Raw genomic sequence first — 26264 nt, 5'->3', positions numbered from 1 at the left:
CGCCTCCGTCACCTGCGCAGCATCACCTGCCACGCCGGGCCGGTCAGCCCGCCGCCGGAGTGGGCGGGCACGGCGGGCAGCGGGCGGCCGCCGTACGCGACGCCGCCGCCACGGGCGTCGTAGCGGAGCCAGGTCTCGGCCGGCCCCTGGCCGCGGCCGCGCTCCGACCAGTCGCAGACACCGTGCCGGAAGGTCTGCTCGAGCGTCGCCCACTCCTCGTCGGTGAAGGGCACGACCATGAAGCCGAAGTCGGCCCGGTCGAGCGGCGCGAGCGCGCACGCGACGATGTCGTTCGCGAGCGGGCCGCCCGCCTCCTGCCGCGGCGTGGACAGCCGGGTCTGGAGGACCTGCAGCTGCTCGACGTCGCAGGCCCGGGCGAGCCGGTCGACCACGCAGCGGTCGGTGACGTCGTCGGGCCGGTCGGTCGCGACCTTGGTGGCCAGCGGTGCCGAGGAGTCGTCGGCCTCGACCGCGGAGAGCCACTCGTCCATCTTGGTCAGCGCCTCGGTCGCCCAGCTGACGTCGCCGATCAGCGGGGTCGGGCCGAACCACATCACCCGGTTGTCGGTGTCGCCCTGGTCGGCCATCAGCCGCTCCTCGGTCCAGAACGCGTGGGCGTAGTCGTGGGCCAGGCCCGGGTCGGGGCCGCCGTGGTTGATCATCGCGACCTCGTCGAGGTGGTTGGCCTCGTCGATCAGCCCGGTGCGGTAGGCGTTGGCGATCGCGGCCGGGTCGCCCTCGATGCGCTGCTCGATCGGCTGGGAGTCGACGTCGAGGCCGCCGATCTTGACGTTGAGGTCGATGAACTGCCCGGGCGTGATGGTGCCGTCCTCCAGCGCGGAGAGCCCGTAGAGCACGCCGTCGTTGGAGAAGGGCAGCCCGCCGAAGCCGTGACCCGCCGCCTTCTCCTGCGAGGTCCACACCGACGCCGGCCGGCGGCCGAGCTGGTTGACCAGCAGGTCCAGCACCGAGCAGCGGACGCCGGTCGGATTGGTCTCGGAGTCGTAGCGGGTCGACGGGTCGCCGGCGACCGGGTCGGACGTGCCGGGACAGGCGTTCTCGGGGTTGAGAGCCGCCTTGAAGAGGCCCTCGTCGGCGACGACGGCGTTGAGGTGCGAGAGGTGACCCTCGACCTGGGCCATCTGGGTCGGCGACCACACCACGCCGGTCCCCCACCGGGACGGGTCCTCGAAGTAGAGCCGCAGCAGGTGGTAGTCGGCGAACTGCGCGCCGGCCGTGAAGGTGTCGGGGTAGGAGCAGCTGGTGATCAGGCCCTGGTAGATGCCGGGGTAGGCGTTGGCCACGGTGTGCTGGGCGATCGACCCGCCCGAGCAGCCGGTGCCGATCGTGTAGCGCAGCTCGCCGTACCGCTCGACGAGCCGCTCCTTGGCCATCAGCACCGACTCGGCGTTCATCGCGACCGAGCAGTTGTGGCCGGTGTTGTCGAGCGCCGTCGAGAGGACGGCGAAGCCGAGGCCGAGGGCGGTCACGTAGCTCGGGGTCGTGGCCGGGACGCCGTCGAGGGTGCCGGAGTAGTCGGCGAGCGGCGGCTCGCCGGGGGTGTACGACGCGCCGCAGCCACCGCCGTGGGTGACCAGCAGCTTGTGGTTCCACTGCTCCTGGGGCGACCACGGCCTCCACCGCTGACCGGGCTGCCAGAGCGTGAGGATCGTGTAGCGGTCGCGGTCGAGGAAGCCCTGCTCGCGACGGACGATGAAGGGCACCTCGACGCCCTGGTCGGTGGTCGTGGTGGCGACGTCGGCGGGCGGGTCGGCGGGGTCGTAGGGCTGGAGGTCGGCCTGCAGCGGGTTCGTGGAGCGGTAGAGCAGGTCGTAGGTCGCCGGTTCATCGCACCGGGCGTCGGTGGCGCCGTCCTGGCAGACGTAGTGCCGCGTCTGCGGACCCGAGAAGAGCGGCCCGCCCGCCGGGTGGTCGGTGACCGTGATCGAGCCCGCCCGCGCGCCCGGTGCGCTGGCGCGCAGCACGGTGCGGCCGAGCGGGAGCCCCCTCACGAGGCCGAGGTAGCGCCCGTCGTCGCGTACGGCGAAGCGCCTGGTCACGTCCCGGCCGCCCGCGGTCACCCGCACCCACCCCGGCCGCACCCCGGCCGGGATCCGCACCGCGACGAGCACGTCGCCCGCGGAGACCAGGTCGGCGCGGGTCGAGAGCACCTCGACGACCAGCCGTGGTCGCGGTGCGGCCGCGCTGCTGCCCGAGGGCAGCACCGTCAGCACCGGGAGCAGCGGGGTCAGCAGGGCGAGGAGGAGCAGCAGGCGGACGCGCATGCTCCTGTCAACGAGGCCGGGTGGCGATCGTCACTCGGGTGACACCTCGAGGATCTCGCGAACCCGCGGCACCACCTCGGTGCCGTAGAGCCGGATCGACTCCATCCGCTCCTCGTGCGGCAGCGAGCCGACGGCGTACTTCATCTGGAAGCGGGAGAGGCCGAGGGTGCGGATCGCCCACGCGACCTTCTGCGCGACAGTCTCGGGCGAGCCGACGAAGAGCGAGCCGGTCGGGCCGGCGCTCGCCTCGAACTGGGCCGGCGTGTAGGGACCCCAGCCGCGCTCGCGGCCGATCTTGGTGAACGCCGCGGCCTGGTGCGGGTAGAGCTGCCCGCGGGCCAGCTCGTCGGTCGCGGCGACGTGGCCCGGGCTGTGCATCGACACCGGCAGGTCGCCGCGGCCGTAGTGGGCGAGCGCCCGGTGGTAGAGGTCGACCAGCGGCACGAACTGCTCCGGCGACCCCCCGATCACGGCCACCACGAGCGGCAGCCCGTACGACGCGGCACGGACGACCGACTCCGGGGTGCCGCCGACCCCGACCCAGACGACCAGGTCCTGCTCGGGCCGGGGCTGCACGTCCACGTCGTTGACGGGCTCCCCGCGCAGGAGCGAGGCCAGCGTCTCCAGCCGGCTGGAGAAGAGCTCCTCATAGTCCTCCAGCGACAGACCGAAGAGGGGGAAGGACTCGGTGAAGGAGCCCCGACCGACCGTGATCTCGCCGCGGCCCCCAGACAACGCGTCGAGCGTGGAGAGGCGCTGGAAGACCCGGATCGGGTCGTCGGAGCTGAGCACCGTCACCGAGGTGCCCAGCCGGATCCGGCGGGTGCGGCCGGCGATCCCGGCGAGCACCACGTCGGGTGCGCTGACCGCGAAGTCGGGACGGTGGTGCTCACCGACGCCGAAGAAGTCCAGGCCGACCGCGTCGGCCAGCTCGGCCTCGGCGACGACCTGCCGGATCGTCTCCGCCTGGCTGACCGGGACACCGTCGGGGCCGGTCGAGACGTCGCCGAAGGTGTCCAACCCGAAGGTCGGATCCTGGGGTGTGCCGAGCTTCCGGTGGTTCATGGTCTGCCTTTCGCCTCGTTGTGCGTCATCATCGAACAATGCTCGATCCGGAATGGCTGGACGACGCCGACCCCGACGTCGTGCGGCGGCTCTTCGCGGCCGGCCCGGACGGCGTCTGGGTGTTCGACGACTCGGGTCGGACGACGTACGCCAACGCGATGATGGCCGAGATCCTGGGCCGCGACCTGGAAGAGCTCCACGGCCTCCCCGTCCACGAGGTCTTCGACGAGCAGGGCCGCACCGACTTCGCCGGGCACTTCGCGCGGATGATCGCGACCGGCGCCGGCGGCGTGAACGTCGAGAGCCACTTCGTGCGCCCCGACGGCAGCTCGGTCTGGGGGCTGGTGAGCTTCTCGCCGATGATCGGGCCCGACGGCCGGCGGCAGGGGTGGCTGCACCGGGTCACGCCCTACACCGAGCGCAAGCAGCTCGTCGAGGCGCTCACCGAGCGTGAGGCCCAGCTGGCGACGGCGCAGCGGGTCGCCCACCTCGGCAGCTGGGAGTGGGACGTCCCGAACGACGTGGTGCGCTGGTCGGACGAGATGTGCCGCATCTTCGGCGTGACCCAGGCCGAGCAGATCGACTACCTCACCTATCTCGAGCGCATCCACGTCGACGACCGCGACCACGCCATGGAGGCCATCGACGCGGGCCTGCAGGGCGCGGAGTTCGCCTTCGACCACCGGATCGTGCGGCCCGACGGCGAGATCCGCTGGATCCGGGGCCGGGGCATCCCGGACCTCGATCCCACCGGCGCGGTGGTCCGGCTCCACGGCACCGCGCAGGACACCACAGCGCTGCACCTGGCCGACGAGGCGGCGGAGGCCGCCAGCCGCCGCCTGCTGCTGCTGCAGCAGATGGCGAGCGCCGCCAACCGCGCGACGACCCTGCGCGAGGCCGTGCTCATCACCGGGCAGGGCGTCGGCGAGAACACCACGTGGGCGGGCGTCGCGGGCTTCCTCTACGACGGAGCCGGCGGGGTCGAGGAGGTCGACCTGCGCAACGGCGCCGACCTGCCGACCGCCGACCCGGACCTGGCCGACCGGGCCCGCGCCGCCGCCGAGATCGTCGTCGACCGGCCCGCCACGCTCGCGGAGGGCTTCAGCCTGGTGGCGATGCCGGTGCTCGTCGGCGGCCGCGTCGCCGCCGTCGTCGAGCTCCTGGCGGACGAGGTGCCGCCGGACGAGAACTCCTACCGGATGATGGAGCAGATCGCGACCCAGCTGGGACTGGTCGGCGGTCGCGAGCAGACCGCGATCGAGCTGGCCGTCGCGCGCGACGACGCGATGGAGGCCTCCCGGCTGAAGTCGGAGTTCCTCGCCACCATGTCGCACGAGATCCGGACGCCGATGAACGGCGTCATCGGCCTCACCGAGCTGCTGCTGCGCACCAGCCTCGACGACCACCAGCGGCGGCTCGCGGAGAACCTCCAAGGTGCCGGCCTCACGCTGCTCGGCATCATCAACGACATCCTCGACCTCTCGAAGATCGAGTCCGGCAAGCTCGAGCTCGAGGTCGCCGACTTCGAGGTCCGCTCCGTCTTCGACCAGGTCGCGTCCGTGCTCGGCCGCCCGGCCCACGAGAAGGGCCTCGAGCTCGTCGTGGCCTGCCACCCCGACGTCCCGACCCTGCTGCGCGGCGACCAGGTGCGCTTCGGGCAGGTGGTCACCAACCTCGCCTCGAACGCCGTGAAGTTCACCGACGCCGGCGAGGTGGTGATCGAGGCGCGGGTCGAGCGGCAGACCCCCCGCGACGCCGTCCTGCGCGTCGACGTGCGCGACACCGGCGTCGGCATCGCGGCCGACCAGCGCGAGCGGCTCTTCGAGGCCTTCACCCAGGCCGACCCCTCGACCACCCGGCGGCACGGCGGCACCGGCCTGGGGCTGGCCATCTCCCGCCAGCTCGTCGAGGCCCTCGGCGGCGAGCTCTGGGTCACCAGCGAGCCGGGTCGGGGCAGCACGTTCTCCTTCACCGCCCGGCTCGGCCTGGTCCCTGGATCGTCCCGCCCCACCGACGTACCGGCCCCGATGCACGGTCGCCGGATCCTCGTCGTCGACGACAACGACACCAACCGCCTCATCCTCGAGGAGCAGCTCGCCGCCTGGCGCCTGGAGCCGGTGGCCGTGGCGTCGGCGACCGAGGCCCTCGCGACGCTGCGCGAGGCCACCCGGTCCGGACACCCCTTCGAGGTGGTGCTCCTCGACCTGGTGATGCCCGAGGTCGACGGTCTCGAGCTCGCCCGCCGGATCGGCGCCGACCGCGCCGTCGGGCCGACCACGATGGTGCTGCTGAGCTCCGACCACTCGGTCACCCGGCAGCAGGCGGCGGATGCGGGGATCCACACCAGCCTGAGCAAGCCGGTGCGGCATGCCGAGCTCCAGGCCACCCTGGCGGCCGTCCTCGGCGTGCAGGAGACCGCGGTCGCGGCGGACCCTCCGGTGGACGCGGCGGACCTGCGGATCCGGGTGCTGGTGGTCGAGGACAACCCGGTCAACCAGCTGGTGGCCACCGGCATGCTCGAGTCGCTGGGCGTCTCGGTCGACCTCGCCTCCGACGGGCTCGAGGCGGTGGACCGGCTCGCCGGGGACCACGGCTACGACCTCGTGCTGATGGACTGCCGGATGCCGAACCTCGACGGCTTCGACGCGACCCGCAGGATCAGGAGTGCCGAGGCCACCGGACGGCGGGTGCCGATCATCGCGATGACCGCGTCCGCGCTCGAGGGCGAGCGGGAACGGTGCATCGAGGCCGGGATGGACGACTACCTCACCAAGCCGGTCGACGCCGGCGAGCTCGAGCACGCGATCCGGACCTGGGCGCCGGAGGGCCTGCCCGTCGAGCCGCGCACGGTCACGGCACCCGTCCCGGCTCCCGTCCTGCCGCCGCCGGACTCCGAGCCACCGAGCGGCGTGCTCGACCGCGAGCGGGTGCTGCTGCTCGAGGACCTCGTCAAGGACGGCGTGTCCTTCTTCCAGCGCACGGCGGCGTCCTTCCTCAACCGGGTCGGTGGCCAGATGACCGCGATCCGCGACGCCGTCGACGCCGACAACGCCAACGCGCTCCTCACCTCCGCCCACCAGCTCAAGGGCAGCGCGCTCAACCTCGGCCTCCCCCGCGTCGCCGCCGCGGCCCAGCGGCTGGAGTCCCTCGGCATCGCCGGCACCACCGAGGGCACCACGCCGCTGCTCGCCGTCCTCGCCGTCGAGGTCGACCACGCGGTCGCCGCGCTCGAGCAGGCGACCGCGGAGCGGGCCTGACCGGTGCTCCCGCCGTTCGAGGTCGCCGCGCGGCGGCGACCGGTCGACCTGGTCGTCCCCGGCTCGTCGCTCGCCGAGGTCGTCGCGCCGTACGCCGCCGCCACCGGTCCGGGCACCGTCGCGCTGCGTTCGGGGGAGGACGTGCTGGTCGGTCGGTGGGACGGCGACGCGGCCTGGCTGGAGGTGACCGCCGGAGGCCGCACCACCCGGCACCGGTCCCGCCGCTTCGCTCGCCCGGACGCACCGATCGAGGAGGTCGGCCTCGCCCTCACCGGCACGCACCTCACCGTCCTCACCCGGGCGGCCGGGGCGGCCGGGGTGGCCGGGGCGTGGACCGCGCGCGGCCGGCACGACCTGCGCGACCGGCTGGACACCCGCTCCGGCGCGTGGCTGGCGGCGCTCACGGCGGACGCACCGGTGGCCGGCCGGTTCGGGCAGCTCGGGCTGCGCGACGTCCGGGTCGTCGACGGGGTCGAGGACGGCCGGGTCGTGCTGTCCGCGACCAGCGCCGGGCCCGGCTTCTTCGACACCGCGCACACCTCGCTCTGGGAGCTCGACCCGGCGACGTACGCGCTCACCCACCTCTCCGACCTCTTCTTCCGGCGGTCCGGCCGGCCGGGCCGGTACGGCGACCACGCCACCCACGTCCTGCGCGACGGGTCGGCGTGGCTCGTGGCGACCAGCACCTGGGGTGACTTCGACCGCGACCGGCCCCGCGTGGGCGTGACGCTGGCCCGGACGGACGCCGACCTGCTCAGCGGGGTGCACCTCCTCGACACCACGCCGCTCCCCCTGCCCGTCGACGGGCTCCGGTCGGTCGGCACGTGGGACCCGCACCTGGCCCGGACGGCCGAGGGCTGGCTGGTCGGCTTCGTGAGCGCCACGAGGTTCTTCCGCTTCCACCCGGCCCTGGCCGGCGGGCCGACGCTCGACTCGCTGTCGCTACTCGGGGCGGCCGGCGGGCTGAAGGAGTGCGAGGGCAGCACCCTCGCCCACCTGGACGGCGCCTGGCGGGTGCTGGCGAGCGACAAGCGGGCCCGGCGCTACCCCGTCTTCGACCTCGCGATGCGCGAGACCGGCGAGCTGGCGGCGCCGTACCCCACCAACATCCCGTGGCCGACGCTCGTCCGGACCGGTGACGACTGGCTGCTGGCCACCTTCGACGGGCGGCCGTACGGCGGTGCCCTGCTGGGCTACGGCACCCACGGCGAGGTCGTGCTGATGCGGCCCGCCGACCGCACTACTGTGTGACCTGGAGCACGCGCCACCCCTGCGTGCACCGACCACAACCGCCACCCACCCCGTGGCCACACAGAAAGCAGGACCACCCATGTCCGTCTTCGACCTCGGCGCCGACCACGAGCAGGTCGTCTTCGCCCAGGACCCCGCCAGCGGCCTCCGCGCGATCATCGCGGTCCACTCCACCGCCCTCGGCCCCGCCCTCGGCGGCACCCGCTTCCACCCCTACGCCTCGACGGCGGACGCGCTGGCCGACGTGCTCGCCCTCTCCCGCGGGATGTCCTACAAGGCCGCCCTCGCCGGCCTCGACCTGGGCGGTGGCAAGGCCGTCATCATCGGCGACCCGCACACCGACAAGTCCGAGCCCCTGCTCCGGGCCTACGGACGGCAGGTCCAGGCGCTGGGCGGCCGCTACTACACGGCCTGCGACGTCGGCACCTTCTCGGAGGACATGGACCTCATCGCCCGCGAGTGCGCCTTCGTCACCGGCCGCACCGTGGCGCACGGCGGCGCGGGCGACAGCTCGGTGCTCACGGCGTACGGCGTCTTCCAGGGCATGCGCGCGGCCGCGACCGTGGCCTGGGGCGGTCCGTCCCTGGAGGGCCGGACGGTCGGCGTCGCCGGTGTCGGCAAGGTGGGTCACCACCTGGTGCGGCACCTGGTCGAGGACGGTGCGCAGGTGGTGGTCACCGACGTGCACGCCCCGTCACTCGAGCGGGTGCGCGACGAGCACCCGTCCGTGCGGGTCGTGGGCTCGACCGAGGAGCTGGTCGCCTCGGCGCTCGACGTCTACGCGCCCTGCGCGCTGGGCGGCGCGCTCACCGACGAGGTCGTCGAGACGCTCAGCGCCCGGATCGTCTGCGGCGCCGCGAACAACCAGCTCGCCCACCCGGGCGTCGAGAAGGCGCTCGCCGAGCGCGGGATCCTCTACGCCCCCGACTACTGCGTCAACGCCGGCGGCCTGATCCAGGTCGCCGACGAGCTCGAGGGCTTCTCCTTCGAGCGCGCGCAGCAGCGCGCCGCCGGCATCCTCGACACCACGCTCGCCGTCTTCGAGTTCGCCGCCTCCGACGGCGTACCGCCCGCCATCGCCGCCGACCGGCTCGCCGAGCGCCGGATGCGCGAGGTCGGCCGCCTGCGCGGGATGTGGCTCCCGGGGCGCTGATCGCGCCACCGGCGGGTTTCCCCGGGCAGCCGGGGATTCCCGCCGGACACGCCGTCGCTCAGCGGCGTGTCGGGCGGGTTTCCCCGGGCAGCCGGGGAAACCCGCCGTACCGCAGCGCGCGCCAGCAGCCCGGCGGACCGGGTCGGCGAATCAGGTGGCGAGGGTCAGTCGCGACGTGAGTCGGAGTAGTCCGACCACTTGTCGAGCTCGTCCGGGTCGAGCTTGTCGGTGTCGTCGCTGCTCGTCTGGCCATGCAGCTCGTTGGCCAGCGCCCCGAAGTCCGTCTCGTGAGTGCGGTACTTCAGGTCGCGGGCGACCTTCGTCTGCTTGGCTTTCGCTCGGCCGCGCCCCATAGGGTCAGCCCCCTCGCACACTCGGCCGGGGCGCTCAGGCTCCCGGACTGATTCTCAGAGTTCTCGTGGGGCAACCGTACCCGCTGGCTGGCTGTTCCCGCACATCGGATCGCGGAACTCGCGCAGATCACCTCGGACGAGCGGACCAGGGGGGTCTCACCACCCCGGGTGCTGACCGACCAGCTCGACCTTCCCGCCCCGCTCGGCGTCGGCCCGGACCTCGCCCGCGACCCAGGCCCGGACGCCGTGCTCGGCGAGGACCGCGACGGCCGCGTCGGCGTCGGCGGCGGCCGTCAGGGCCACCATCCCGACGCCGCAGTTGAGGGTCATCTCCAGGTCGGGCTGGGGTACGTCGCCCACCCGCCGGACGAGGTCGAAGACGGGCTGCGGGGTCCAGGTGGTCCGGTCGATGGTCGCGGCCAGCTCGACCGGCATCACCCGCTCGAGGTTGGCGGCCAGGCCGCCGCCGGTGACGTGCGACATCGCGTGGGTCGCGGTGCGGTCGGCGAGCGCCAGGCACGCCTTGGCGTAGATCCGGGTCGGCTCCAGCAGCTCCTCGCCGAGGGTGCGGCCGAGCTCCTCGACCTGTCGGTCGAGCTCCCAGCCCGCGGTGCGGAGCAGCACGTGCCGCACGAGGGAGTAGCCGTTGGAGTGGAGGCCGGAGGACTCCATGGCGATGACGACGTCACCGGGCCGGACCCGGCCGGGGCCGAGCAGCCGGTCGGCCTCGACCACGCCGGTCGTCGAGCCGGCGACGTCGTACTCGTCGGCGTCGAGCAGGCCGGGGTGCTCCGCGGTCTCGCCGCCGAGCAGCGCGCAGCCGGCCTCGACGCACGCCTCCGCGATGCCCTTGACGATCGCCGCGATCCGCTCGGGGACGACCCGGCCGGTGGCGATGTAGTCGGTGAGGAAGAGCGGCTCGGCGCCGCAGACGACCAGGTCGTCGACGAGCATGCCGACCAGGTCGAAGCCGATCGTGTCGTGCTTGTCGAGCGCCTGCGCGATCGCGACCTTGGTGCCGACGCCGTCGGCCGAGGTCGCGAGCAGCGGCCGGTCGTAGGACTTGAGCGCGGTCGCGTCGAAGAGACCCGCGAAGCCGCCGATCCCACCGATCATCTCGGGACGCCGGGCCTTGTCGATCCAGACCTTCATCAGCTCGACGGCCTTGTCGCCGGCCTCGATGGACACGCCGGCGGCGGCGTACGCGTTCTCGGGGGACACCCAGGTCTCCTAGGGGTTGTTGAGGACCGGCAGCGCCTTGCCGTACGTCGGCGCCTGGATCGAGGACTCGAGGAGGTGCTTGCCGAGCATGCTCTCGTCGGGCAGCGGGATCGGGTACTCGCCGGTGAAGCAGGCCCGGCAGAGCCGCTCCGGCGCCTGTCCGGTGGCCTCGATCATCCCCTCCAGCGAGATGTAGCCGAGGCTGTCGGCGCCGACGCTGGCGGCGATCTCGTCGACGTCGAGGCCGTTGGCGATCAGCTCCGCGCGGGTGGCGAAGTCGATGCCGTAGAAGCAGGGCCACTTCACCGGCGGGCTGGAGATCCGGACGTGGACCTCGAGCGCACCGGCCTCGCGGAGCATCCGGACCTGGGCGCGCTGGGTGTTGCCGCGGACGATCGAGTCGTCGACGACCACGATCCGCTTGCCGCGGATCATGTGCTCGAGCGCGTTGAGCTTGAGCCGGATGCCGAGCTGGCGCAGCGTCTGGCTGGGCTGGATGAAGGTGCGGCCGACGTAGGCGTTCTTGACGAAGCCCTGGCCGAAGGGGATGCCGCTCTCCGCGGCGTACCCGGACGCGGCGGGGGTGCCCGACTCGGGGACCGGCATCACCAGGTCGGCGTCGACGGGGAACTCGCGGGCCAGCCGGCGGCCCATCTCGACGCGCGCCTCGTGGACGTTGCGACCGCTGATCGTCGCGTCCGGGCGGGCGAGGTAGACGTACTCGAACACGCAGCCCTTGGGCTCCGGCTCGGCGAACTTGTGGGAGCGCAGGCCGTTCTCGTCGATGACGAGCATCTCACCGGGCTCGACCTCGCGGACGACGCTCGCGCCGATCGTCGCCAGGGCGGCGTCCTCGGACGCGACCACCCAGCCGCGCTCGAGGCGACCGAGCACCAGCGGGCGGATGCCCTGCGGGTCGCGGGCGGCGTAGAGGGTGTCCTCGTTCATCCAGACGAAGCAGAAGGCGCCCTTGAGCTGCGGCAGCACCTCGAGCGCCCGCTGCTCCAGCGACGTGTCGGGGTGGTGCGCGAGCAGCGCGGTGACCAGTCCCGTGTCGTTGGTGGACTCCTCGACCGGACGGGTGTGCAGCTCGAGCTCGTCGTCGGGCCCGGGCAGGTCGGTGACCATCTGGGCGAGCTCGGCGGTGTTGATCAGGTTGCCGTTGTGGCCGAGCGCGATCGAGCCGTCGGCGGTCGGCCGGAAGGTCGGCTGGGCGTTCTGCCAGGTGCTGGCGCCGGTCGTGGAGTAGCGGCTGTGGCCGATGGCGAGATGGCCCTTGAGCGACTCGAGGGTCGTCTCGTCGAAGACCTGCGAGACCAGGCCCATGTCCTTGTAGACCAGGATCTGGCGTCCGTTGCTCACCGCGATGCCGGCCGACTCCTGGCCGCGGTGCTGGAGGGCGTAGAGACCGAAGTACGTCAGCTTGGCGACGTCCTCTCCGGGCGCCCAGACGCCGAAGACGCCGCAGGCGTCCTGCGGTCCTTGCTCGTGCGGGTCGAGTGCGGCCGTGAGCCGACCGTCACCACCCTTGCGGGGGCTGCGTTCGAAGGGCACGCTCCGAGTCTAGGGCCGCGTCCGCGCTTCGCCCCCATCGCGGTGCGGGGAGCCGGATCCGCCTACCATGGCGCCGAACCCACCCACGAAGACGAGGACCATGCCTCGGGACCTCACCCCCGACGAAGCCGCACGGCAGGTGCGGTGGTCCGACGCTGCCTCCCGCGACACGCTCCAGCTCATCGCCGAGGGGGTCACCCAGGTCGCCGGGTTCGGCATCGCGGCCATCAGCGTGGTCCGCGACGGGGCACTCGAGTCGGTCGCGATCGCGGGCAACGACCAGGCGCGCGCGGAGCTCGAGGGCACCCGCACCACCGTCGAGCGGGTGCTGGCCGAGCTCGAGAAGGCCGACGACTGGGGGCTGCTCCGCTTCGTCCCCCACGAGCGCCTCGACCCCGGCGCCGGCGACACGTGGGGCTGGGTGCCCGACATCCAGCCGATCGACGCTCCGGACGCGTGGGACCCGATGGACCTCCTCATCGCGCCGCTGTACGACGACAGCGGTGCACTCCGCGGCACCCTCGCGATGGACCTCCCGCTCGACGGGCTCCGGCCCGGGCAGGCGCAGCGCGAGGTCCTCAACACCTACGCCGAGCAGGCCGGCCGGGCCGTCGTGGTCGCGCTCGAGCGCGAGGCGCTCGCCGACCAGGTGCGGATGGCGCAGGCCGCCCGCCGGATCGTCCGCAAGGCGACCGCGCAGCTGAGTCTGGAGCGGATCTTCGCCGACAGCACCGAGGCGCTGCTCGAGGGCTTCCGGGCCGCCGGCATGTGGATCCAGACCTTCTCCGAGGAGGAGGGCCAGGGGCTGATCCTTTCCGCGGACGGGCTCGACGTCGCGCTCAGCCCGCAGCTGCGCCGGATCGCCGAGGGCGCCGCGCGCGAGGCCTGGCGCGACCAGCAGGTCGCGATCGTGGGGCCCGGCCGACCGTGGCTCCCGCCGATCACCGACGCCGAGGGTGGGCTCATCCTCGAGTTCCTCGCACAGATCGGGGTCGGCTCGCTGATGTTCATCCCGCTCGGCGCCGGCCCCGAGTGCCTCGGCAACCTCGCGCTGACCCGGCTGACGGACGGTCCCGCGTGGACCGAGGCGGAGGCCGCGGCCGCGCTCGACATCGGCCACGACCTGGGCCACGCGATCCTCAACGCCCGCACCTTCGAGCGCGAGCACGAGCTGGTCGAGGAGCTCCAGGCCCTCGACGCCTACAAGGGCCAGCTGATCGCGACGGTCGCGCACGAGCTGAAGAACCCGCTCACGTCGGTGCTCGGTCACCTCGAGATGCTCGACGCCTCCCCCGACCTCTCCGGTCCGACGCGGGGCTCGCTCGCGACCATGGAGCGCGGCGCCCAGCGGATGGTCCGGGTCATCGAGGACCTGCTCCTCCTGGCCAAGGTCGGCGACGCGAACACGCCCCTGATCTCGGTGCCGGTCGACCTCCACCGGATCCTCGAGGACGTCGTCGACCTCAGCACCATGGCGGCCAGGCACAAGGACATCTCGCTGGTCGTCGACAGCCCGACCGACCCGGTGCTCGCGCTCGGCGACCCCGACGAGCTGGACCGGATCTGCGGCAACCTGGTCAGCAACGCCGTGAAGTACACCCCCGAGGGCGGCACGGTCACCGTCACGCTCTCCCGCAGGGCCGACCGGGTCGAGCTCTCCTGCGCCGACACCGGGATCGGCATCGCACCCGAGGACCTCGACCGGCTCGGCACCGAGTTCTTCCGCTCGTCCAACCCCGAGGCGGTCGCCCAGCCCGGCACCGGCCTGGGCCTGGCGATCGTGCAGCGGATCGTGGAGCGCCACGGGGGCGAGCTCGTCGTCGAGTCCGAGCTCGGCCGCGGCAGCGTCTTCCGGGTCACCCTGCCGGCCGCCTGAGCCGGCGTTCGACCGGCCGCGCTACATCCCGCGCTCCATCCCGCGCTCGCCCTGCGCGATCGCCTCGCGGATCCGGGTGTAGGTGCCACACCGGCAGATGTTGCGGATCCCGTCGAGGTCGGCGTCGGTGATCGTCCGGCCCTCGCGCCGAACCTTCCGGACCAGCGCGACCGCGGCCATGATCTGGCCCGGCTGGCAGTAGCCGCACTGGGCGACGTCGCGGTCGAGCCAGGCCTGCTGCATCGGATGCAGGTCCGCGTCGACCGTGTCGGCCAGACCCTCGATCGTGGTCACCTCGTCGGCCGGCTCGAGATCGCCCACGCGCACCGAGCACGGGTTGAAGGCGCGGCCGTTGACGTGCGAGGTGCACGCCTTGCAGACGTTGATCCCGCAGCCGTACTTGGGCCCGGTCACCCCGAGCAGGTCGCGGAGCACCCACAGCACGCGGACGTCGTCGTGGACGTCGACGGTCACGGGCTTGCCGTTGAGGACGAAGGTCTGGCGGGGCATGCGTCTCCTCAGTAGGTGAGCTTGAGGCCGTTGGTCGGCGACTGCGGGACGGGCGGGACCACCGGCTTGGGGGTGAACTCGAGCGGGTCGCGGTGGTTGATCGGGAAGTACGCCGGGGTCTGGCCCACGGCGCGCGCGTAGGCACAGGCGACCGCGGCGAACGTCGCCGCGACCCCGGCCTCGCCGGCTCCGCCGGGCTGGCCGCTGTCGGAGGGCATCACGATCACCTCGACCTCGGGCGGGGTGTTCCACTGGCGCGTGTAGAAGTAGTTGTCCCAGCTGGCCTCGAGGAAGTGGCCGTCGCGCAGGTGCATGCTCGACGTCAGCGCGAGCGCGATGCCGTCGTTGATGCACCCCTGCATCTGGGCCTCGAGGCCACGCGGGTTGACCACCAGGCCGACGTCGATCGCGAAGACCACCTTGGTCACCCGCGGCCCGCCGACCCCGTCCCGGATCTCCCGGCCGGTCTGCTCGGGGCGGGCGTCGATCTCGACGAGGCAGGCGCTGCAGCCCTTGTACTCCTGGTGGATCGCGATGCCCTGGGCGGTGCCCTCCGGCATCGTGCGCCCCCAGGCCCCGGCCTTCGCCACGGCGTCGAGGGCGGCGACCACGCGGTCGTTGCGCAGGTTGGCCCTCCGGAAGTCGTACGGGTCCTGCCCCATCGCCTCGGCGAGCCGGTCGACGGCGAGCTCGCCGGCGACGCGGACGTCGGGCGAGTAGATGTTGCGCATGCTGCCGGTGTTGAAGCGGTCGTCGGTCTCGGTGAGCGTCTGGCTGATCACGCCGAAGTCGTAGGGCACCTCCTGGGTCAGCTCGAAGACCGTCTCGCTGAAGCCGAGGTTGCCCAGCCCGGTCGGCAGGCTGGCCGCGCTCGCCGTGATGATCTCCCCGAGGCCGTGCCGGAAGTCGGTCTCGACGCTGGTGTGCGTCTGCTGGAAGGCCAGGACCTGACCGCCGGCGTGCACGGCCCGGACCTTGCTGGTCGCCATCGGGTGACCCCGACCGACCCGCGCATCGTCGGCCCGGTGCCACATCAGCTTCACCGGCTTGCCCATCGCGCGCGAGATCTGGGCCGCCTCGAGGGCGCCGTCGAAGAAGAGCCGCCGGCCGAAGGAGCCGCCGCCCTGGACGACGTGGACGGTCACGTCGTCGACCGGCAGCCCGAGCTCCTGGGCGATCCGCTCCTGAGCGGTGATCGGCGACTTGAGCCCGGCCCAGACGGTCGCCCGGTCGGCGCGGACGTCGGCGACCGCGGAATTGGTGTCCATCGCGGAGTTGGACCGGAAGTAGTAGAGGACGTCCACGTCGACGACCTCCGCGAGCGGGTTGGCCGCCAGCAGGTCGGTCAGCGCCGGCAACGGCAGCTCGGCACCACGCAGCTCGTCGACGACGTCCTGGTCGGACATGCCGGCGACCGGGCCGTCCTCCCAGTCGACGTGCATGGCCCGGACGGCGTCGATGCACTGCCCGAAGGTCTCCGCGCGGACGGCGACGCCGGAGTCGACCATCGCGACGTCGCGCACCCCGGGCATGGCGAGCACCTTCCGGCGGTTGCGCAGCCGCTTCGGGGTGCCGTTGAGCGTGGGCGCCCGGCACACCATCGTCGGCAGCGCCCCCTTCACGTGGAGGTCGGTCGCGTACTTCTTGCGCCCGGTGACCGCGTCCCGGGCATCGATGCGCGGCTGGCCGACGCCGATCACCCGGAAGGACTCGCGCTCCTTGAGCTGCACCCGCACCGCTCGGGTGCTCTGCGCGGCCGCGACCCGCGCGAGCTCCCCGTAGGTGACCCGAGCGCCGCTGGGCGCCGAGATCACGCCGGCCTTCGCCCGGAGCTGGTCGACGGTGTCGCCGAGCTGGACCGCGGCCGCCTCGAGCAGCGCGCCCTTCGCGACGGCGGCGGCGACCCGGATCGGCGTGTAGGTCGAGATCGTCGTGTTGGAGCCACCGGTCAGCTGGTTGAAGAGCAGCTCGGGCCGGGCGTCGGCGAGCGTGACCCGGACGCGGTCGACCGGGAGCTCGAGCTCCTCGGCGACCAGCATCGCCGTCGAGGTGGTGATCCCCTGGCCGACCTCCATCCGGGGCAGTGCGAAGGAGGCCGTGCCGTCCTCGTGGACCGTCACGGCGATCAGGTTCGCCGTGGGCATCGCCGCCTCGGTCAGCATGTCGTTGAGGTCGTAGAGCTCGGCGGGTTGAGGGGTGCCCGGCACCGCGGCCGCGGGCGCGGTCGTCCCGAGGCCGAGGTCGGCGGCCGCGACGAGCGTGGTGCCGGCGACGACGTAGCCGAGGAACGAGCGGCGGGTGGTGCGGGCCGGGGCGGCGAGATCTCCTGTCACACCAGCCCCAACGACGGAGAGTGACCGCGGTCACGAAGTTGCTCACCCTAGGATCGCGTCATGTCGGAGGAGTTCGAGCGCCCGGTCCGCGGGTCACGCCGCTCCGACGACCAGGCGCGGTCGAGCCTGCTGACCATCATCGAGGCGCTCGGCGAGGCCACCGGGTTCGACGTGGTCGGCATCAGCGGCGTCCGCGACGACGGCTACCTCCACGTCCTCTGCGTCGTCGGCCCGGACGACGCACGCGAGGCGCTGATGGACACCCTCGCCCCGGTCGACCCACTGATCGAGCAGCTCGAGGTCGCCGACGACTGGGGTGCGCTGAAGTTCGTGCCGCACGAACGGATGGTGCTCGACGTCGACAAGTGGGGCTGGATCTCCGACCGGCCCCAGGGCGTCGACCCCGGCGCCTGGCACCCCGAGAACCTCCTCGTCGCGCCGGTGTACGGCGAGCAGCAGCAGCTCCTCGGCGTCCTCGGCATGGAGCTCCCCCGCGACGGCCTGGTGCCCGTCGGCGAGCGGCGCACCCAGGTCGACATGCACGTCCGCCAGGCCTGCCGCGCGGTGTCCGCCATCCTCGAGCGCGAGCGGATGGCCGAGCAGGTCCGGCTCGCGAGCGCGGCCGCGGACATCGTCCGCCGGGCGAGCGGGAAGATGTCGGTCGACGAGGTGCTCGCCGACTGCGGGAGCGCGATCGTCGAGGGCTTCCGTGGTCAGTCGCTGTGGTTCCACCTCTTCGGCGAGGACCCGCGGGCCGTCGTCGACGACAACCCCGTCGAGCCGCCGCCCGAGATGATCGACGTCATCGTCCGCTACGGCGAGGCCGGGTGGCAGCGCCAGACCGTCGGCGTCTTCGCGCCCGACCGCCGGCCGCCGGAGCCGCTGTCCCAGGCCGACGTCGACACCGTGCTCGGCTTCCTGGCCGGCACCGGCGGCGGCGCGGAGTCGCTCCTGGTCGCGCCCCTCGGCGCGGGCGAGGAGTCCCTCGGCGTCCTGGCGGTGACCCGGGCCTTCGGCGGCGCGGAGTGGAGCGAGGGCGAGACCGCCGCGGCGATCGACATCGGCCGCGACCTGGGCCGCGTCCTGGCCAACGCCCGCACCTTCGAGCGCGAGCACCGCCTGGTCGAGGAGCTCCAGGAGCTCGCGGACTACAAGACCCGGCTGGTCGCGACCGTCTCCCACGAGCTGCGTACGCCGTTGACCAGCGTCGTCGGCTTCGCCGAGCTGCTCCGCGCGGCGCCCGAGCTCAGCGACCGCTCCCGGACGGCCGTCGACGCCATCCAACGGGGCGCCGTCCGGCTGACCCGGGTCGTCGAGGACCTGCTCGTGCTGCACCGCGCCACCGACGCCGACATCGGCGAGGTCCTCCCGCTCGACCTCGCGCCGATCGTCGCCGACGCGGTCGAGCTGAGCGCCGGCCCGGCCGCCCAGCGCGGGATCACGCTGACCGCCGACCTGCCCGAGGGCGGCGCGACCGTCCTCGGCGTCGCCCACGAGCTCGAGCACCTGCCGACCAACCTGATCGGCAACGCCGTGAAGTACACCCCCGACCACGGCACGGTGACCGTCTCGCTCGAGGTCCTCGCCGGCGAGGTCGTGCTGACCTGCACCGACAGCGGCATCGGGATCTCCGCCGCCGACCAGGAGCGCGTCTTCGAGGAGTTCTTCCGATCGGCCGACCCCGAGGCCGCCGCTCGCTACGGCACCGGGCTCGGGCTGGCGATCGTGCGCCGCGTCGTCGAGCGGCACGGCGGCCGGATCGAGCTCGAGTCCGACCTCGGCCGCGGCAGCACCTTCCGGGTCAGCCTGCCGGCCGGCTGACCCGGATCAGCCGAGGTTGCGCAGCAGCAGCGCCTCGGCCAGCACGACCCGCTCGAACTCAGCGAGGTGCAGCCCCTCGTTGGCGCCGTGCGCCCGGGTGTCCGGGTCCTCGACGCCGGTGACCAGCACGCTGGCCTGCGGGAACGCCTCGAGGAACTCCGCGATGAAGGGGATCGACCCGCCCACACCCATGTCGACGGGGGCGGTGCCGTCCCAGGCCTCGGTGAACGCCGCCCGCGCCGCGTCGTACGCCGGTCCGGTGGCGTCGATCTGGGTGGCCTCGCCGGTGTCGACCACGGTGTGGGTGAGCGTCGCGCCCCACGGCACGTGCGACTCGAGGTGACGCACCAGGCAGGCGAGCGCGTTCTCGGTGGTGTCGCCGGGCGCGACCCGCAGCGAGATCCGCGCACGGGCGGCGGGCACCAGGGTGTTGCTGGCGCCGGCGACCTTCGGCGCGTCCAGCCCGGTGATGCTCAGCGACGGCTTGGTCCACAGCCGCTCGACGCTCGAGCCGGTGCCGATCCACTCGATGCCGGGGGCCGCACCGGACTCGGCGCGCAGCCGCTCCTCCGGGTAGTCGACGTCCGCGGCCGGACCGCGGTGCAGCCCCTCGACCGCGACGTCGCCGGCGTCGTCGTGGAGGCTGGCGATCACCCGGGCCAGCGTCATCAGCGAGTCGGGCACGAGCCCGCCCCACATGCCGGAGTGCACGGCGTGGGTGAGGGTGCGCACCTCGATGTCGACGCGGACCAGGCCGCGCAGGCTGGTGGTGAGCGCGGGGACGCCGATGTCCCAGTTGCCCGAGTCGGCGATGACGATGACGTCGGCTGCCAGCCGCTCCTGGTGCTGCCCCAGCAGCTCCACGAGGGTGTCGGAGCCGACCTCCTCCTCGCCCTCGATGAAGAGCCGCACCGTCACCGGGAGGTCGTCGCCGAAGATCCGCAGGGCGGCGACGTGCGCCATGATCCCCGCCTTGTCGTCGGCCGCGCCGCGGCCGTAGAGGCGGCCGTCGCGCTCGGTCGGCTCCCACGGCGGGGAGTCCCAGTCGGCGTGGTCGTTCTCCGGCTGGACGTCGTGGTGGGCGTAGAGCAGCACGGTCGGCGCGCCCTCGGGGCCCTTCTTCTCCCCGATGACGGCCGGCGGGGCGCCGTCGTACGCGCGCACGATCTCGACGTCGACACCCTCGGCCGCGAACAGCTCGGCGGTGCGCTGCGCGCTCCGCTCCACCTCGGAGAGGCGGTCGGGGTCGGCGCTGACCGACTGGATCCGGACCAGGTCCTCGAGGTCCTTGCGCACGCTCGGGAGGACGGCCTGGACCTTGCTGCGCAGCTCGTTGCTCATGGGTCCAACCTAGGTGAGCGGCAGGTACGGCGAGAGGTCGGCCCGCTCCCCGCTCGCGCGGACCCGGCCGGCCGCCTCGGCGTCGGCCCAGGACAGCTCACCGGTGGCCAGCGCGACCCAGGTCGCGGCGTCGGTCTCGATGACGGCCGGCGGGGTGCCCCGGGTGTGCCGGACGCCCGGGATCACCTGCACCGCGGCGTACGGCGGGACCCGCACCTCGACCGAGTGGCCGGGCGCGCGGTGCTCGAGGACGGCCAGGAAGTGCTTGGTCAGCACCCGCAGGTCGCCGCTGGCGAAGGCGTCGGCCACGGCGTCCGGGTCGGCGATGCGGAGGCGTGCGGGCATCAGGCGTCCTCGCGGTCCGGGTAGGGCTGGATGAGCTGGTAGACCGAGTAGGTGATCCGGTCGTCGTCGGCCGTCCCCTGGGTGTGGGCGCGCCAGCGTTCGATCACCGCTCCCATCTCGTTCATCACCTGCTCCGCCTCCTCCTTGGTCAGCCGGAGCGCGTTCTCCGAGACGCTCTTGTGGACGCTCGAGTCCTCCGGCCCCGCGGCCAGCGCCCGGTCGACGAGGTGGTGACCCCAGGCCACGGCGTTGCGCTGGAAGACGGCGTACGCCGCCTCCCCGCCGGGCTGCTCGCGCAGGTCGCGGGTGCGGAAGCTGATGCCGTCGGCGTCGGCCAGTCGCCAGACGCGGTCGCGCTTGTCGCGCGCCTCGTCGGGGGCCTCCTCGACCAGGCCGTACTTGGCCAGCTGGCGCAGGTGGAAGCTCGCCTGGTTGGCCGGGATGTCGAGGACCTTGGCGATGTCGGCCGCTCGGAGCGACCCCGCCGCGAACAGCTCGCTGAGGATCCGGTTGCGGGTGGGGTGGGCGACCGCGCGGAGGATCCGCGGGTCGTCGTACGTCGCCATGCGCCCAGCCTAGACGAAACCCGCACCACTAGTTGCGCACTAACTCTTGCGCAATTGAAGTTGCGCAACATACATTGCGGATATGACGAGCCACGGCGACCTCCTCCGCAACCACGACTTCACCGTGCTGTGGGTCGGCCAGACCGTCAGCGAGCTGGGCAGCCGGATCAGCACCTTCGTCTTCCCGCTGGTGACCTTCGCGCTGACCGGCTCCGCGCTGGCCGCGGCCGCCGCCGAGGCGGTCTACCTGCTCGGCATGGCCGGCGCCCTCCTCCCCGCCGGCGTGCTCGCCGACCGCGTGCACCGCCGCCGACTGATGCGGGTGGCCAGCGGCTCCGGCGTCCTCCTCTACGCCTCGCTCGTGGTCGCGGGTCTCGCCGGCGCCCTCACCGTGCCGCACCTGCTGGTCGTGGCGCTGCTGACCGGCGTCGCCGCGGGGGTGTTCGCGCCGGCCGAGATCTCCGCGGTCCGCGCGGTCGTCGCGACCGACGACCTGCCCACCGCACTGTCCCAGAACCAGGCGCGCCAGCACGTCGCCTCCCTGGTCGGCGCACCGCTCGGCGGCGTCCTCTACGCCGTGGCGCGCTGGCTGCCGTTCGCCGTCGACGCGGTGACCTTCGCCGTGTCGTGGGCACTGCTCGGCCGGATCCGCACCGACCTGTCGGCCCCGCCCGCCCCGGCCCGCACGAACCTGCGCCGCGACCTGGCCGAGGGCATCGGCTACATCGCCCGGCACCCGCTCTTCCGGGTCCTCACCGCGTGGTCCGCGCTGACCAACCTGGCGGTCAACGCGCTCTTCTTCGCGGCGGTGCTGCGGATGATCGAGGGCGGCGTGCCCGCCTTCCAGATCGGCCTCGTCGAGACCGCCGCCGGCGTCTGCGGCATCCTCGGCGCGCTCGCCGCCCCGCGCATCATCGACCGGCTGCCCACCGGCTGGCTGACCATCGCCGTCGCCTGGAGCTTCCTTCCCCTCGTCGTGCCGATGGCGCTGTGGAACAGCCCCGCCGTCGTCGCGGCGGCCCTCTCGGTCGGACTCTTCCTCAACCCGGCCGGCAACGCCGGCATCGGCTCCTACCGGATCGCCGTCACGCCCGTCGAGCTCCAGGGGCGGGTGCAGTCGACCTCGCAGTTCGTGTCGATGTCGGCGATGCCGCTGGCGCCGTTCCTGGCCGGCGCGCTGCTCGCCGGCCTCGGCGGGGCCACGGCGATCGTCGTGCTCGGCCTGGTCTGCGGCGCCACCGCGCTGATCCCGACCCTCTCGCGCAGCGTCCGGTCGGTGCCGCGCCCGGCCGCCTGGCAGCGGTACGTCGCCGCCGCCTGACCACCGACCTCGTCCCAGCTCACCCCTCAGGGCGAGGCGGCAGCTGCCGATCAGGAGGACATGACGTCTGCCGACCACGGCGCTGGACGTTCCTGGGTGCCTCGCGGTGCCCGACTCTCGGAGGAACAGTTCCGCGCGCGCCACGATGCCCTGAGCCTGGTGCTCCTGTTCCACCTGCCCCTGCTGGGCGCGCTCGCCCTCTGGTGGCACCCGGAGGGCGGCCTGTCCGGCCCGGGCGGGTGCAACTGCAGCTGGGTGCCGCCCGTGGCGCTCGCCGCGATCGTCGGCCTGCTCGTCGTCGGACGGGTCGCGACCTCGCAGACCGTCCGCGCCGCGGCCGTGAGCACCGGCCTGATCGGGAGCTCCTGCCTCCTCGTGCACATCTCGGGCGGGATGACCGACTTCCACCTGCACTTCTTCGTGACGGTGGCACTGGTCGCGCTCTACCAGTCGTGGATCCCCTTCCTCCTCGCGATCGGCATCGTCGCCGTGCACCACGTCGGGATGGGCCTCGCGGCGCCGACCATGGTCTTCTCCGACCCGCGCGCCCAGGCGCACCCCATCTGGTTCGCGCTCCTGCACGCCACGCTGCTGCTGGGTGAGTGCGCGGCGCTGGCCTGGTCGTGGAAGTACACCGAGGCGGCCGACGACGCCCGCCGCGTCGAGCGGGCCCGCGCCGAGCAGACCGCCGCCGAGCAGCTGCGGGCCCAGGAGGCGCTCGCGGCCGAGCAGGCCAAGGTGGCCGAGCTCGCCCGCACCGAGCTGGCCTCGCGCGAGCTCCGCACCGCTCAGCTCGAGACCCGCCTCCAGGGGCTCAACGCCGCCGGCGAGAGCCTGCGCTCCGGCGTACGCGAGTCGGAGACGGTGATGGCCGACCTGCTCGCCGCCGCGACCGACATCGACACCGCTGCCACCGGCGCCGCGTCGTCGGTCAGTGCGGCCACCGCCCGGATCGACGAGTCCAGCCAGGTGATGCGCCGGCTCGAGGAGTCGGCCAACCAGATCGCCGCGATCGCGCGCACCATCACCGGCATCGCCGAGCAGACCAACCTGCTGGCGCTCAACGCGACCATCGAGGCCGCGCGCGCCGGTGACGCAGGCCGCGGGTTCGCGGTCGTCGCGGGCGAGGTCAAGGAGCTCGCCGGCGAGACCGCCCGGGCCACCGAGCTCATCGAGGGCGTGGTCGCGGAGGTCCGCGCCGGCACCCACGACGTCCTGGTCAACGCCGAGCAGATCGAGGCGGTCTTCGCCGAGGTCAGCTCCGCGCAGACCGTCATCTCGTCGGCGGCATCGGCCCAGCTGACCGCCGCCGACTCGGCCCGCAGCGCGATCCGCGGCGTGGTCGAGACGACCCAGCAGGTGACCGACGAGGTCGCGCAGCTGGCGTCGCACGAGGGCTGAGCCGCTACCGAACGGGAACGGCCCTCCCGAAGCGCTCCCCCGCGCTGGCGACGAGACGCGCCAGCTCGGGGGGCGCCTCGACCGTGAAGTCGACGTCGAGCCGGGCGAGCACCATCAGCGGCCAGTCGAGGGTGTCGGTGAGCATCCGCACCCGGCAGCCCTCGCCGTCGGGCGTCACCGTCGCCCAGCGGCCGAGGTCGGCCTCGGCCACGTCGGCCGGCAGCGCGAGACGCAGGCGTACGTCGTACCGGGTGGCCATCGAGCGGATCCCGGCCTGCACGAAGGCCGGTGCGTCGTCGGCCGGGAGCTCGCGCGGCCGGAAGCGCTGGCCGCTGGTCTCGACGGCGCTCACCCGGTCGACCCGGAAGGACCGCCAGTCCTGCCGGTCGCGGTCGTAGGCGACGAGGTACCACCGCCGCCCGACCGAGACGAGCCGGTGCGGCTCGACCCGCCGCCGGGTGTCTCCGCCGTCGCGGGCGACGTAGGAGAACGCGACCGGCTCGTCGTCGCGGCAGGCCTGGGCGAGGGTGGTCAGCGTCGCGGCGTCGATGCTCGGCGCGCCGGCCCACGGCACGCCGTCGGTCTGCGAGCGCAGCGCGTCCATCTGCCGGCGCAGCCGCGGCGGCATCAGCGCGATCACCTTGGTCAGCGCCTGGAGGGAGGTGTCCTCGCCGCCGGAGGCCGCGGCCCGGAGCGCGACCGCGACGGCGACCGCCTCCTCGTCCTCGAGCAGCAGCGGCGGGAGCTCGCCGCCGGCGCGCAGCTGGTAGCCGCCGGCCACGCCGCGGACGGCGTCGACGGCGTACCCGAGCTCCCGGAGCCGGTCGATGTCGCGGCGCAGCGTGCGGGGACTGACCTCGAGCCGCTGCGAGAGCTCGGCGCCCGGCCAGTAGCGGTGGGTCTGCAGCAGCGAGAGCAGCCGCAGCATCCGGGCACTGGTCGACATGTCCCGACGGTACGCCGGGAAGCGGTCACTTCCTGACCGCAACCAGCAGCGCGTCGGCGACGTGGTGGGTCTGCTCGTCGCGGGTCTCGTCGCGCGGCCGGGTCTCGGCACGGACCGTGAACCGCTCGGGGTCGACGGCGGGCGCGAGCTCGTCGGCGGTGAAGAGCACGCCCGGCATCGACCAGCGCAGGCCGGTGTGGGCGTCGTCGGGGTGGTGGCCCGCGACCAGCAGCGTGCCGCCGGGCGCGACGGCGTCGGCCATCTGGCCGGTGGCGCGCAGCATGCCGTCGTCGAGGAGGTGCAGGAAGCACGAGGTCACCAGGTCCCACTGCTCCCCGTCGGGCGTCCAGGTGCGCAGGTCGGCCTGCCGGAACTCGATCCGGTCGGCGACGCCGCGCTCCTGCGCGTGGGCCGCGGCCTTGCGCAGCCCGGCCTCGGAGAAGTCGATCGCCGTCACCTGCCAGCCCTGCTCGGCCAGCCAGATCGCGTCGCCGCCCTCGCCGCAGCCGAGATCGACGGCCCGGCCGGGCGGGAGCTCGGCGACCTCGGCGACGAGCACCGCGTTGGGCCGACCGCTCCAGGTGCGCCCCTCGCCGCCGTACCGCTCGTCCCACGACGGCTGCTCGAAGTGGTCGCGGGTGATCTCCTGCTGGTGCTCGAGGCCGCCGTGGCCGTGGTCGTGGTCGTGGTCGTGGCTCATGCCGTCTTCCTCCGGTAGCTCGCGACCGCGGCGGCGGTCTCCTCCTCGATGAGGTCCATGTTGATCATGGCAGCGGCGTTCAGCCCGCCCGCCGCCGCCGAGATGACCTGGGCGCGCAGGTCGGTCACGTTGCCGGCGACCCAGACACCGGGGACCGCGGTGCGTCCGGTCGGGTCGATCGAGGGGACGGCGTACCCGAAGACCTCCCCGAACATCTCCTGCGGCTCCGGCTCGAGGCCGAGGGAGGTCAGCAGGTCGGAGTTGGCGACGAACTGCGGCGCCGCGACCAGCACCTCACGGGCGACGACCTCTCCCGAGGCCAAGCGTACGCCGACCAGCCGGTCGTCCTCGACGACGACCGCGGCGACCGGGCCGTCGACGACGGTGACGCCGCTGGCGGCGAGCTTCTCGGCGTCCTCGGCCGAGGGAGCCGCGCGACCGTTGAGGAAGAGCGTCACGTCGCCGGTCCACTGGCCCCACAGGAGCGCGCCGTGCACGGCGAACGGGTTGCTCGCGACGATGCCGACGGCCCGGTCGCGCGCCTCCCATCCGTGGCAGTAGGGGCAGTGCAGCACGTCGTCGCCGAAGCGCTCCGCGAGGCCCGCGACGTCGGGCAGCACGTCGGTGAGGCCGGTGGTGACCAGCAGCCGCCGAGCGGTGACGATCGACCCGTCGTCGAGGCTCAGCGCGAAGCCGGCCTCGGTCCGCTCGGCCGTGGTGGCCCGCGCCCGGCGGACCTCCACCCCGTACGCCGCGACCTCCTCCCGGCCGATCGCGAGCAGCTCGGCCGGCGGGGTGCCCTCCCGGCCGAGGTAGTTGTGCACGTGGCTCGCCGGCGCGTTGCGGGGATCGCCCGCATCGACCACCAGGACCGAGCGACGGGCGCGGCCGAGGGCCAGCGCTCCGCTGAGTCCGGCGGCTCCGCCCCCGACGACGATGACGTCGAAGCTGGGTGTGTTCTCCAT

General features: G+C 73.4%; 20 protein-coding genes. 7 read left to right on the top strand and 13 right to left on the bottom strand.

Annotated elements, in window-relative coordinates; all coding sequences use genetic code 11:
* Positions 1 to 8: 8 nt before the first annotated feature.
* Together K8U61_RS09370 and K8U61_RS09365 are read right to left on the bottom strand one after the other, a co-directional pair.
* Positions 9 to 2285, bottom strand: a complete 2277-nt coding sequence (locus tag K8U61_RS09370) for a DUF6351 family protein (RefSeq protein WP_224122741.1) — start codon at positions 2283 to 2285, stop codon at positions 9 to 11.
* Between the two features lie 30 nt (positions 2286 to 2315).
* Positions 2316 to 3350 carry an LLM class flavin-dependent oxidoreductase gene (locus K8U61_RS09365; RefSeq protein ID WP_224122740.1) on the bottom strand — a complete coding sequence of 345 codons (1035 nt, stop codon included), beginning with the start codon at positions 3348 to 3350 and terminating at the stop codon, positions 2316 to 2318.
* 38 nt (positions 3351 to 3388) lie between these two features.
* Here K8U61_RS09365 and K8U61_RS09360 point away from each other — a divergent pair, with 38 nt between their 5' ends.
* The 3 genes from K8U61_RS09360 to K8U61_RS09350 all read left to right on the top strand — a co-directional run bounded on the left by K8U61_RS09360 (position 3389) and on the right by K8U61_RS09350 (position 9011).
* On the top strand, positions 3389 to 6607 hold the full coding sequence (locus K8U61_RS09360; protein WP_224122739.1) for a response regulator: 3219 nt from the start codon (positions 3389 to 3391) through the stop codon (positions 6605 to 6607).
* A gap of 3 nt (positions 6608 to 6610) precedes the next feature.
* On the top strand, positions 6611 to 7858 hold the full coding sequence (locus K8U61_RS09355; protein WP_224122738.1) for a hypothetical protein: 1248 nt from the start codon (positions 6611 to 6613) through the stop codon (positions 7856 to 7858).
* A 79-nt stretch (positions 7859 to 7937) separates the two neighbouring features.
* Complete coding sequence (locus K8U61_RS09350; RefSeq protein ID WP_224122737.1) at positions 7938 to 9011, top strand: Glu/Leu/Phe/Val family dehydrogenase; 1074 nt, start codon at positions 7938 to 7940, stop codon at positions 9009 to 9011.
* Positions 9012 to 9175: 164 nt separating this feature from the next.
* Here K8U61_RS09350 and K8U61_RS09345 read toward each other — a convergent pair whose 3' ends face one another.
* The 3 genes from K8U61_RS09345 to purF all read right to left on the bottom strand — a co-directional run bounded on the left by K8U61_RS09345 (position 9176) and on the right by purF (position 12139).
* The gene (locus K8U61_RS09345; RefSeq protein ID WP_224122736.1) at positions 9176 to 9364 is read right to left on the bottom strand and encodes a DUF3073 domain-containing protein; all 189 of its coding nucleotides are present in this window, start codon (positions 9362 to 9364) and stop codon (positions 9176 to 9178) included.
* Between the two features lie 156 nt (positions 9365 to 9520).
* A complete protein-coding gene (gene purM, locus K8U61_RS09340) occupies positions 9521 to 10585 on the bottom strand; it encodes a phosphoribosylformylglycinamidine cyclo-ligase (protein WP_224122735.1) in 1065 nt (354 codons plus the stop codon).
* A 9-nt stretch (positions 10586 to 10594) separates the two neighbouring features.
* A complete protein-coding gene (gene purF / locus K8U61_RS09335) occupies positions 10595 to 12139 on the bottom strand; it encodes an amidophosphoribosyltransferase (RefSeq protein ID WP_224122734.1) in 1545 nt (514 codons plus the stop codon).
* Positions 12140 to 12239: 100 nt separating this feature from the next.
* Between purF and K8U61_RS09330 the strand changes: the two genes are divergently transcribed.
* Complete coding sequence (locus tag K8U61_RS09330) at positions 12240 to 14015, top strand: sensor histidine kinase (RefSeq protein ID WP_224122733.1); 1776 nt, start codon at positions 12240 to 12242, stop codon at positions 14013 to 14015.
* Between the two features lie 21 nt (positions 14016 to 14036).
* Here K8U61_RS09330 and K8U61_RS09325 read toward each other — a convergent pair whose 3' ends face one another.
* Together K8U61_RS09325 and K8U61_RS09320 are read right to left on the bottom strand one after the other, a co-directional pair.
* Positions 14037 to 14525 (bottom strand): (2Fe-2S)-binding protein, encoded by a 489-nt coding sequence (locus K8U61_RS09325; protein WP_224122732.1) that lies wholly within the window; start codon positions 14523 to 14525, stop codon positions 14037 to 14039.
* A gap of 8 nt (positions 14526 to 14533) precedes the next feature.
* The gene (locus K8U61_RS09320) at positions 14534 to 16858 is read right to left on the bottom strand and encodes a molybdopterin cofactor-binding domain-containing protein (protein WP_224122731.1); all 2325 of its coding nucleotides are present in this window, start codon (positions 16856 to 16858) and stop codon (positions 14534 to 14536) included.
* Between the two features lie 60 nt (positions 16859 to 16918).
* Here K8U61_RS09320 and K8U61_RS09315 point away from each other — a divergent pair, with 60 nt between their 5' ends.
* Complete coding sequence (locus K8U61_RS09315; RefSeq protein WP_224122730.1) at positions 16919 to 18679, top strand: sensor histidine kinase; 1761 nt, start codon at positions 16919 to 16921, stop codon at positions 18677 to 18679.
* Between the two features lie 6 nt (positions 18680 to 18685).
* On the opposite strand, the gene K8U61_RS09310 is transcribed toward K8U61_RS09315, so the two are convergent.
* From K8U61_RS09310 to K8U61_RS09300, 3 genes are read right to left on the bottom strand one after another with little or no spacing between them, the layout of a single operon-like run.
* A complete protein-coding gene (locus K8U61_RS09310; RefSeq protein ID WP_224122729.1) occupies positions 18686 to 20020 on the bottom strand; it encodes a dipeptidase in 1335 nt (444 codons plus the stop codon).
* A 9-nt stretch (positions 20021 to 20029) separates the two neighbouring features.
* Positions 20030 to 20365: a sterol carrier family protein gene (locus K8U61_RS09305; protein WP_224122728.1), complete on the bottom strand. Its 336-nt coding sequence runs from the start codon at positions 20363 to 20365 to the stop codon at positions 20030 to 20032.
* A complete protein-coding gene (locus K8U61_RS09300; RefSeq protein ID WP_224122727.1) occupies positions 20365 to 20931 on the bottom strand; it encodes an ArsR/SmtB family transcription factor in 567 nt (188 codons plus the stop codon). The genes K8U61_RS09305 and K8U61_RS09300 overlap by 1 nt, the downstream gene beginning before the upstream one ends.
* Before the next feature lie 82 nt (positions 20932 to 21013).
* On the opposite strand from K8U61_RS09300, the gene K8U61_RS09295 reads away from it, so the two are divergent.
* Positions 21014 to 22252 (top strand): MFS transporter, encoded by a 1239-nt coding sequence (locus K8U61_RS09295; RefSeq protein WP_224122726.1) that lies wholly within the window; start codon positions 21014 to 21016, stop codon positions 22250 to 22252.
* A 159-nt stretch (positions 22253 to 22411) separates the two neighbouring features.
* Complete coding sequence (locus tag K8U61_RS25255) at positions 22412 to 23653, top strand: methyl-accepting chemotaxis protein (protein WP_308043131.1); 1242 nt, start codon at positions 22412 to 22414, stop codon at positions 23651 to 23653.
* A 4-nt stretch (positions 23654 to 23657) separates the two neighbouring features.
* On the opposite strand, the gene K8U61_RS09285 is transcribed toward K8U61_RS25255, so the two are convergent.
* The 3 genes from K8U61_RS09285 to K8U61_RS09275 are packed head-to-tail and all read right to left on the bottom strand — an operon-like array spanning position 23658 to position 26264.
* Positions 23658 to 24599, bottom strand: coding sequence for a helix-turn-helix transcriptional regulator (locus K8U61_RS09285; protein ID WP_224122725.1), 942 nt, complete (start codon positions 24597 to 24599; stop codon positions 23658 to 23660).
* Positions 24600 to 24624: 25 nt separating this feature from the next.
* On the bottom strand, positions 24625 to 25299 hold the full coding sequence (locus tag K8U61_RS09280) for an SAM-dependent methyltransferase (RefSeq protein WP_224122724.1): 675 nt from the start codon (positions 25297 to 25299) through the stop codon (positions 24625 to 24627).
* Complete coding sequence (locus K8U61_RS09275) at positions 25296 to 26264, bottom strand: NAD(P)/FAD-dependent oxidoreductase (protein ID WP_224122723.1); 969 nt, start codon at positions 26262 to 26264, stop codon at positions 25296 to 25298. Before K8U61_RS09275 ends, K8U61_RS09280 begins: the two co-directional genes overlap by 4 nt.

Origin of the sequence: Nocardioides mangrovi, assembly GCF_020073815.1 — a bacterium.
Classification (GTDB): domain Bacteria; phylum Actinomycetota; class Actinomycetes; order Propionibacteriales; family Nocardioidaceae; genus Nocardioides; species Nocardioides mangrovi.
Note: the sequence above shows the minus strand (reverse complement) of the source record. Positions and strands in the feature narration are given on the sequence as shown.

Bases quoted from the DNA above. Each gene is read 5' to 3' on its own strand.
- K8U61_RS09305 (WP_224122728.1), bottom strand. From the start codon at position 20,365: ATGCCCGCACGCCTCCGCATCGCCGACCCGGACGCCGTGGCCGACGCC.
- K8U61_RS09300 (WP_224122727.1), bottom strand. From the start codon at position 20,931: ATGGCGACGTACGACGACCCGCGGATCCTCCGCGCGGTCGCCCACCCC.
- K8U61_RS09280 (WP_224122724.1), bottom strand. From the start codon at position 25,299: ATGAGCCACGACCACGACCACGACCACGGCCACGGCGGCCTCGAGCAC.
- K8U61_RS09350 (WP_224122737.1), top strand. From the start codon at position 7,938: ATGTCCGTCTTCGACCTCGGCGCCGACCACGAGCAGGTCGTCTTCGCC.
- K8U61_RS09330 (WP_224122733.1), top strand. From the start codon at position 12,240: ATGCCTCGGGACCTCACCCCCGACGAAGCCGCACGGCAGGTGCGGTGG.
- K8U61_RS09370 (WP_224122741.1), bottom strand. From the start codon at position 2,285: ATGCGCGTCCGCCTGCTGCTCCTCCTCGCCCTGCTGACCCCGCTGCTC.
- K8U61_RS09275 (WP_224122723.1), bottom strand. From the start codon at position 26,264: ATGGAGAACACACCCAGCTTCGACGTCATCGTCGTCGGGGGCGGAGCC.
- K8U61_RS09365 (WP_224122740.1), bottom strand. From the start codon at position 3,350: ATGAACCACCGGAAGCTCGGCACACCCCAGGATCCGACCTTCGGGTTG.
- K8U61_RS09285 (WP_224122725.1), bottom strand. From the start codon at position 24,599: ATGTCGACCAGTGCCCGGATGCTGCGGCTGCTCTCGCTGCTGCAGACC.
- K8U61_RS09310 (WP_224122729.1), bottom strand. From the start codon at position 20,020: ATGAGCAACGAGCTGCGCAGCAAGGTCCAGGCCGTCCTCCCGAGCGTG.
- K8U61_RS09325 (WP_224122732.1), bottom strand. From the start codon at position 14,525: ATGCCCCGCCAGACCTTCGTCCTCAACGGCAAGCCCGTGACCGTCGAC.
- K8U61_RS09360 (WP_224122739.1), top strand. From the start codon at position 3,389: ATGCTCGATCCGGAATGGCTGGACGACGCCGACCCCGACGTCGTGCGG.
- K8U61_RS09345 (WP_224122736.1), bottom strand. From the start codon at position 9,364: ATGGGGCGCGGCCGAGCGAAAGCCAAGCAGACGAAGGTCGCCCGCGAC.
- K8U61_RS09295 (WP_224122726.1), top strand. From the start codon at position 21,014: ATGACGAGCCACGGCGACCTCCTCCGCAACCACGACTTCACCGTGCTG.
- K8U61_RS09315 (WP_224122730.1), top strand. From the start codon at position 16,919: ATGTCGGAGGAGTTCGAGCGCCCGGTCCGCGGGTCACGCCGCTCCGAC.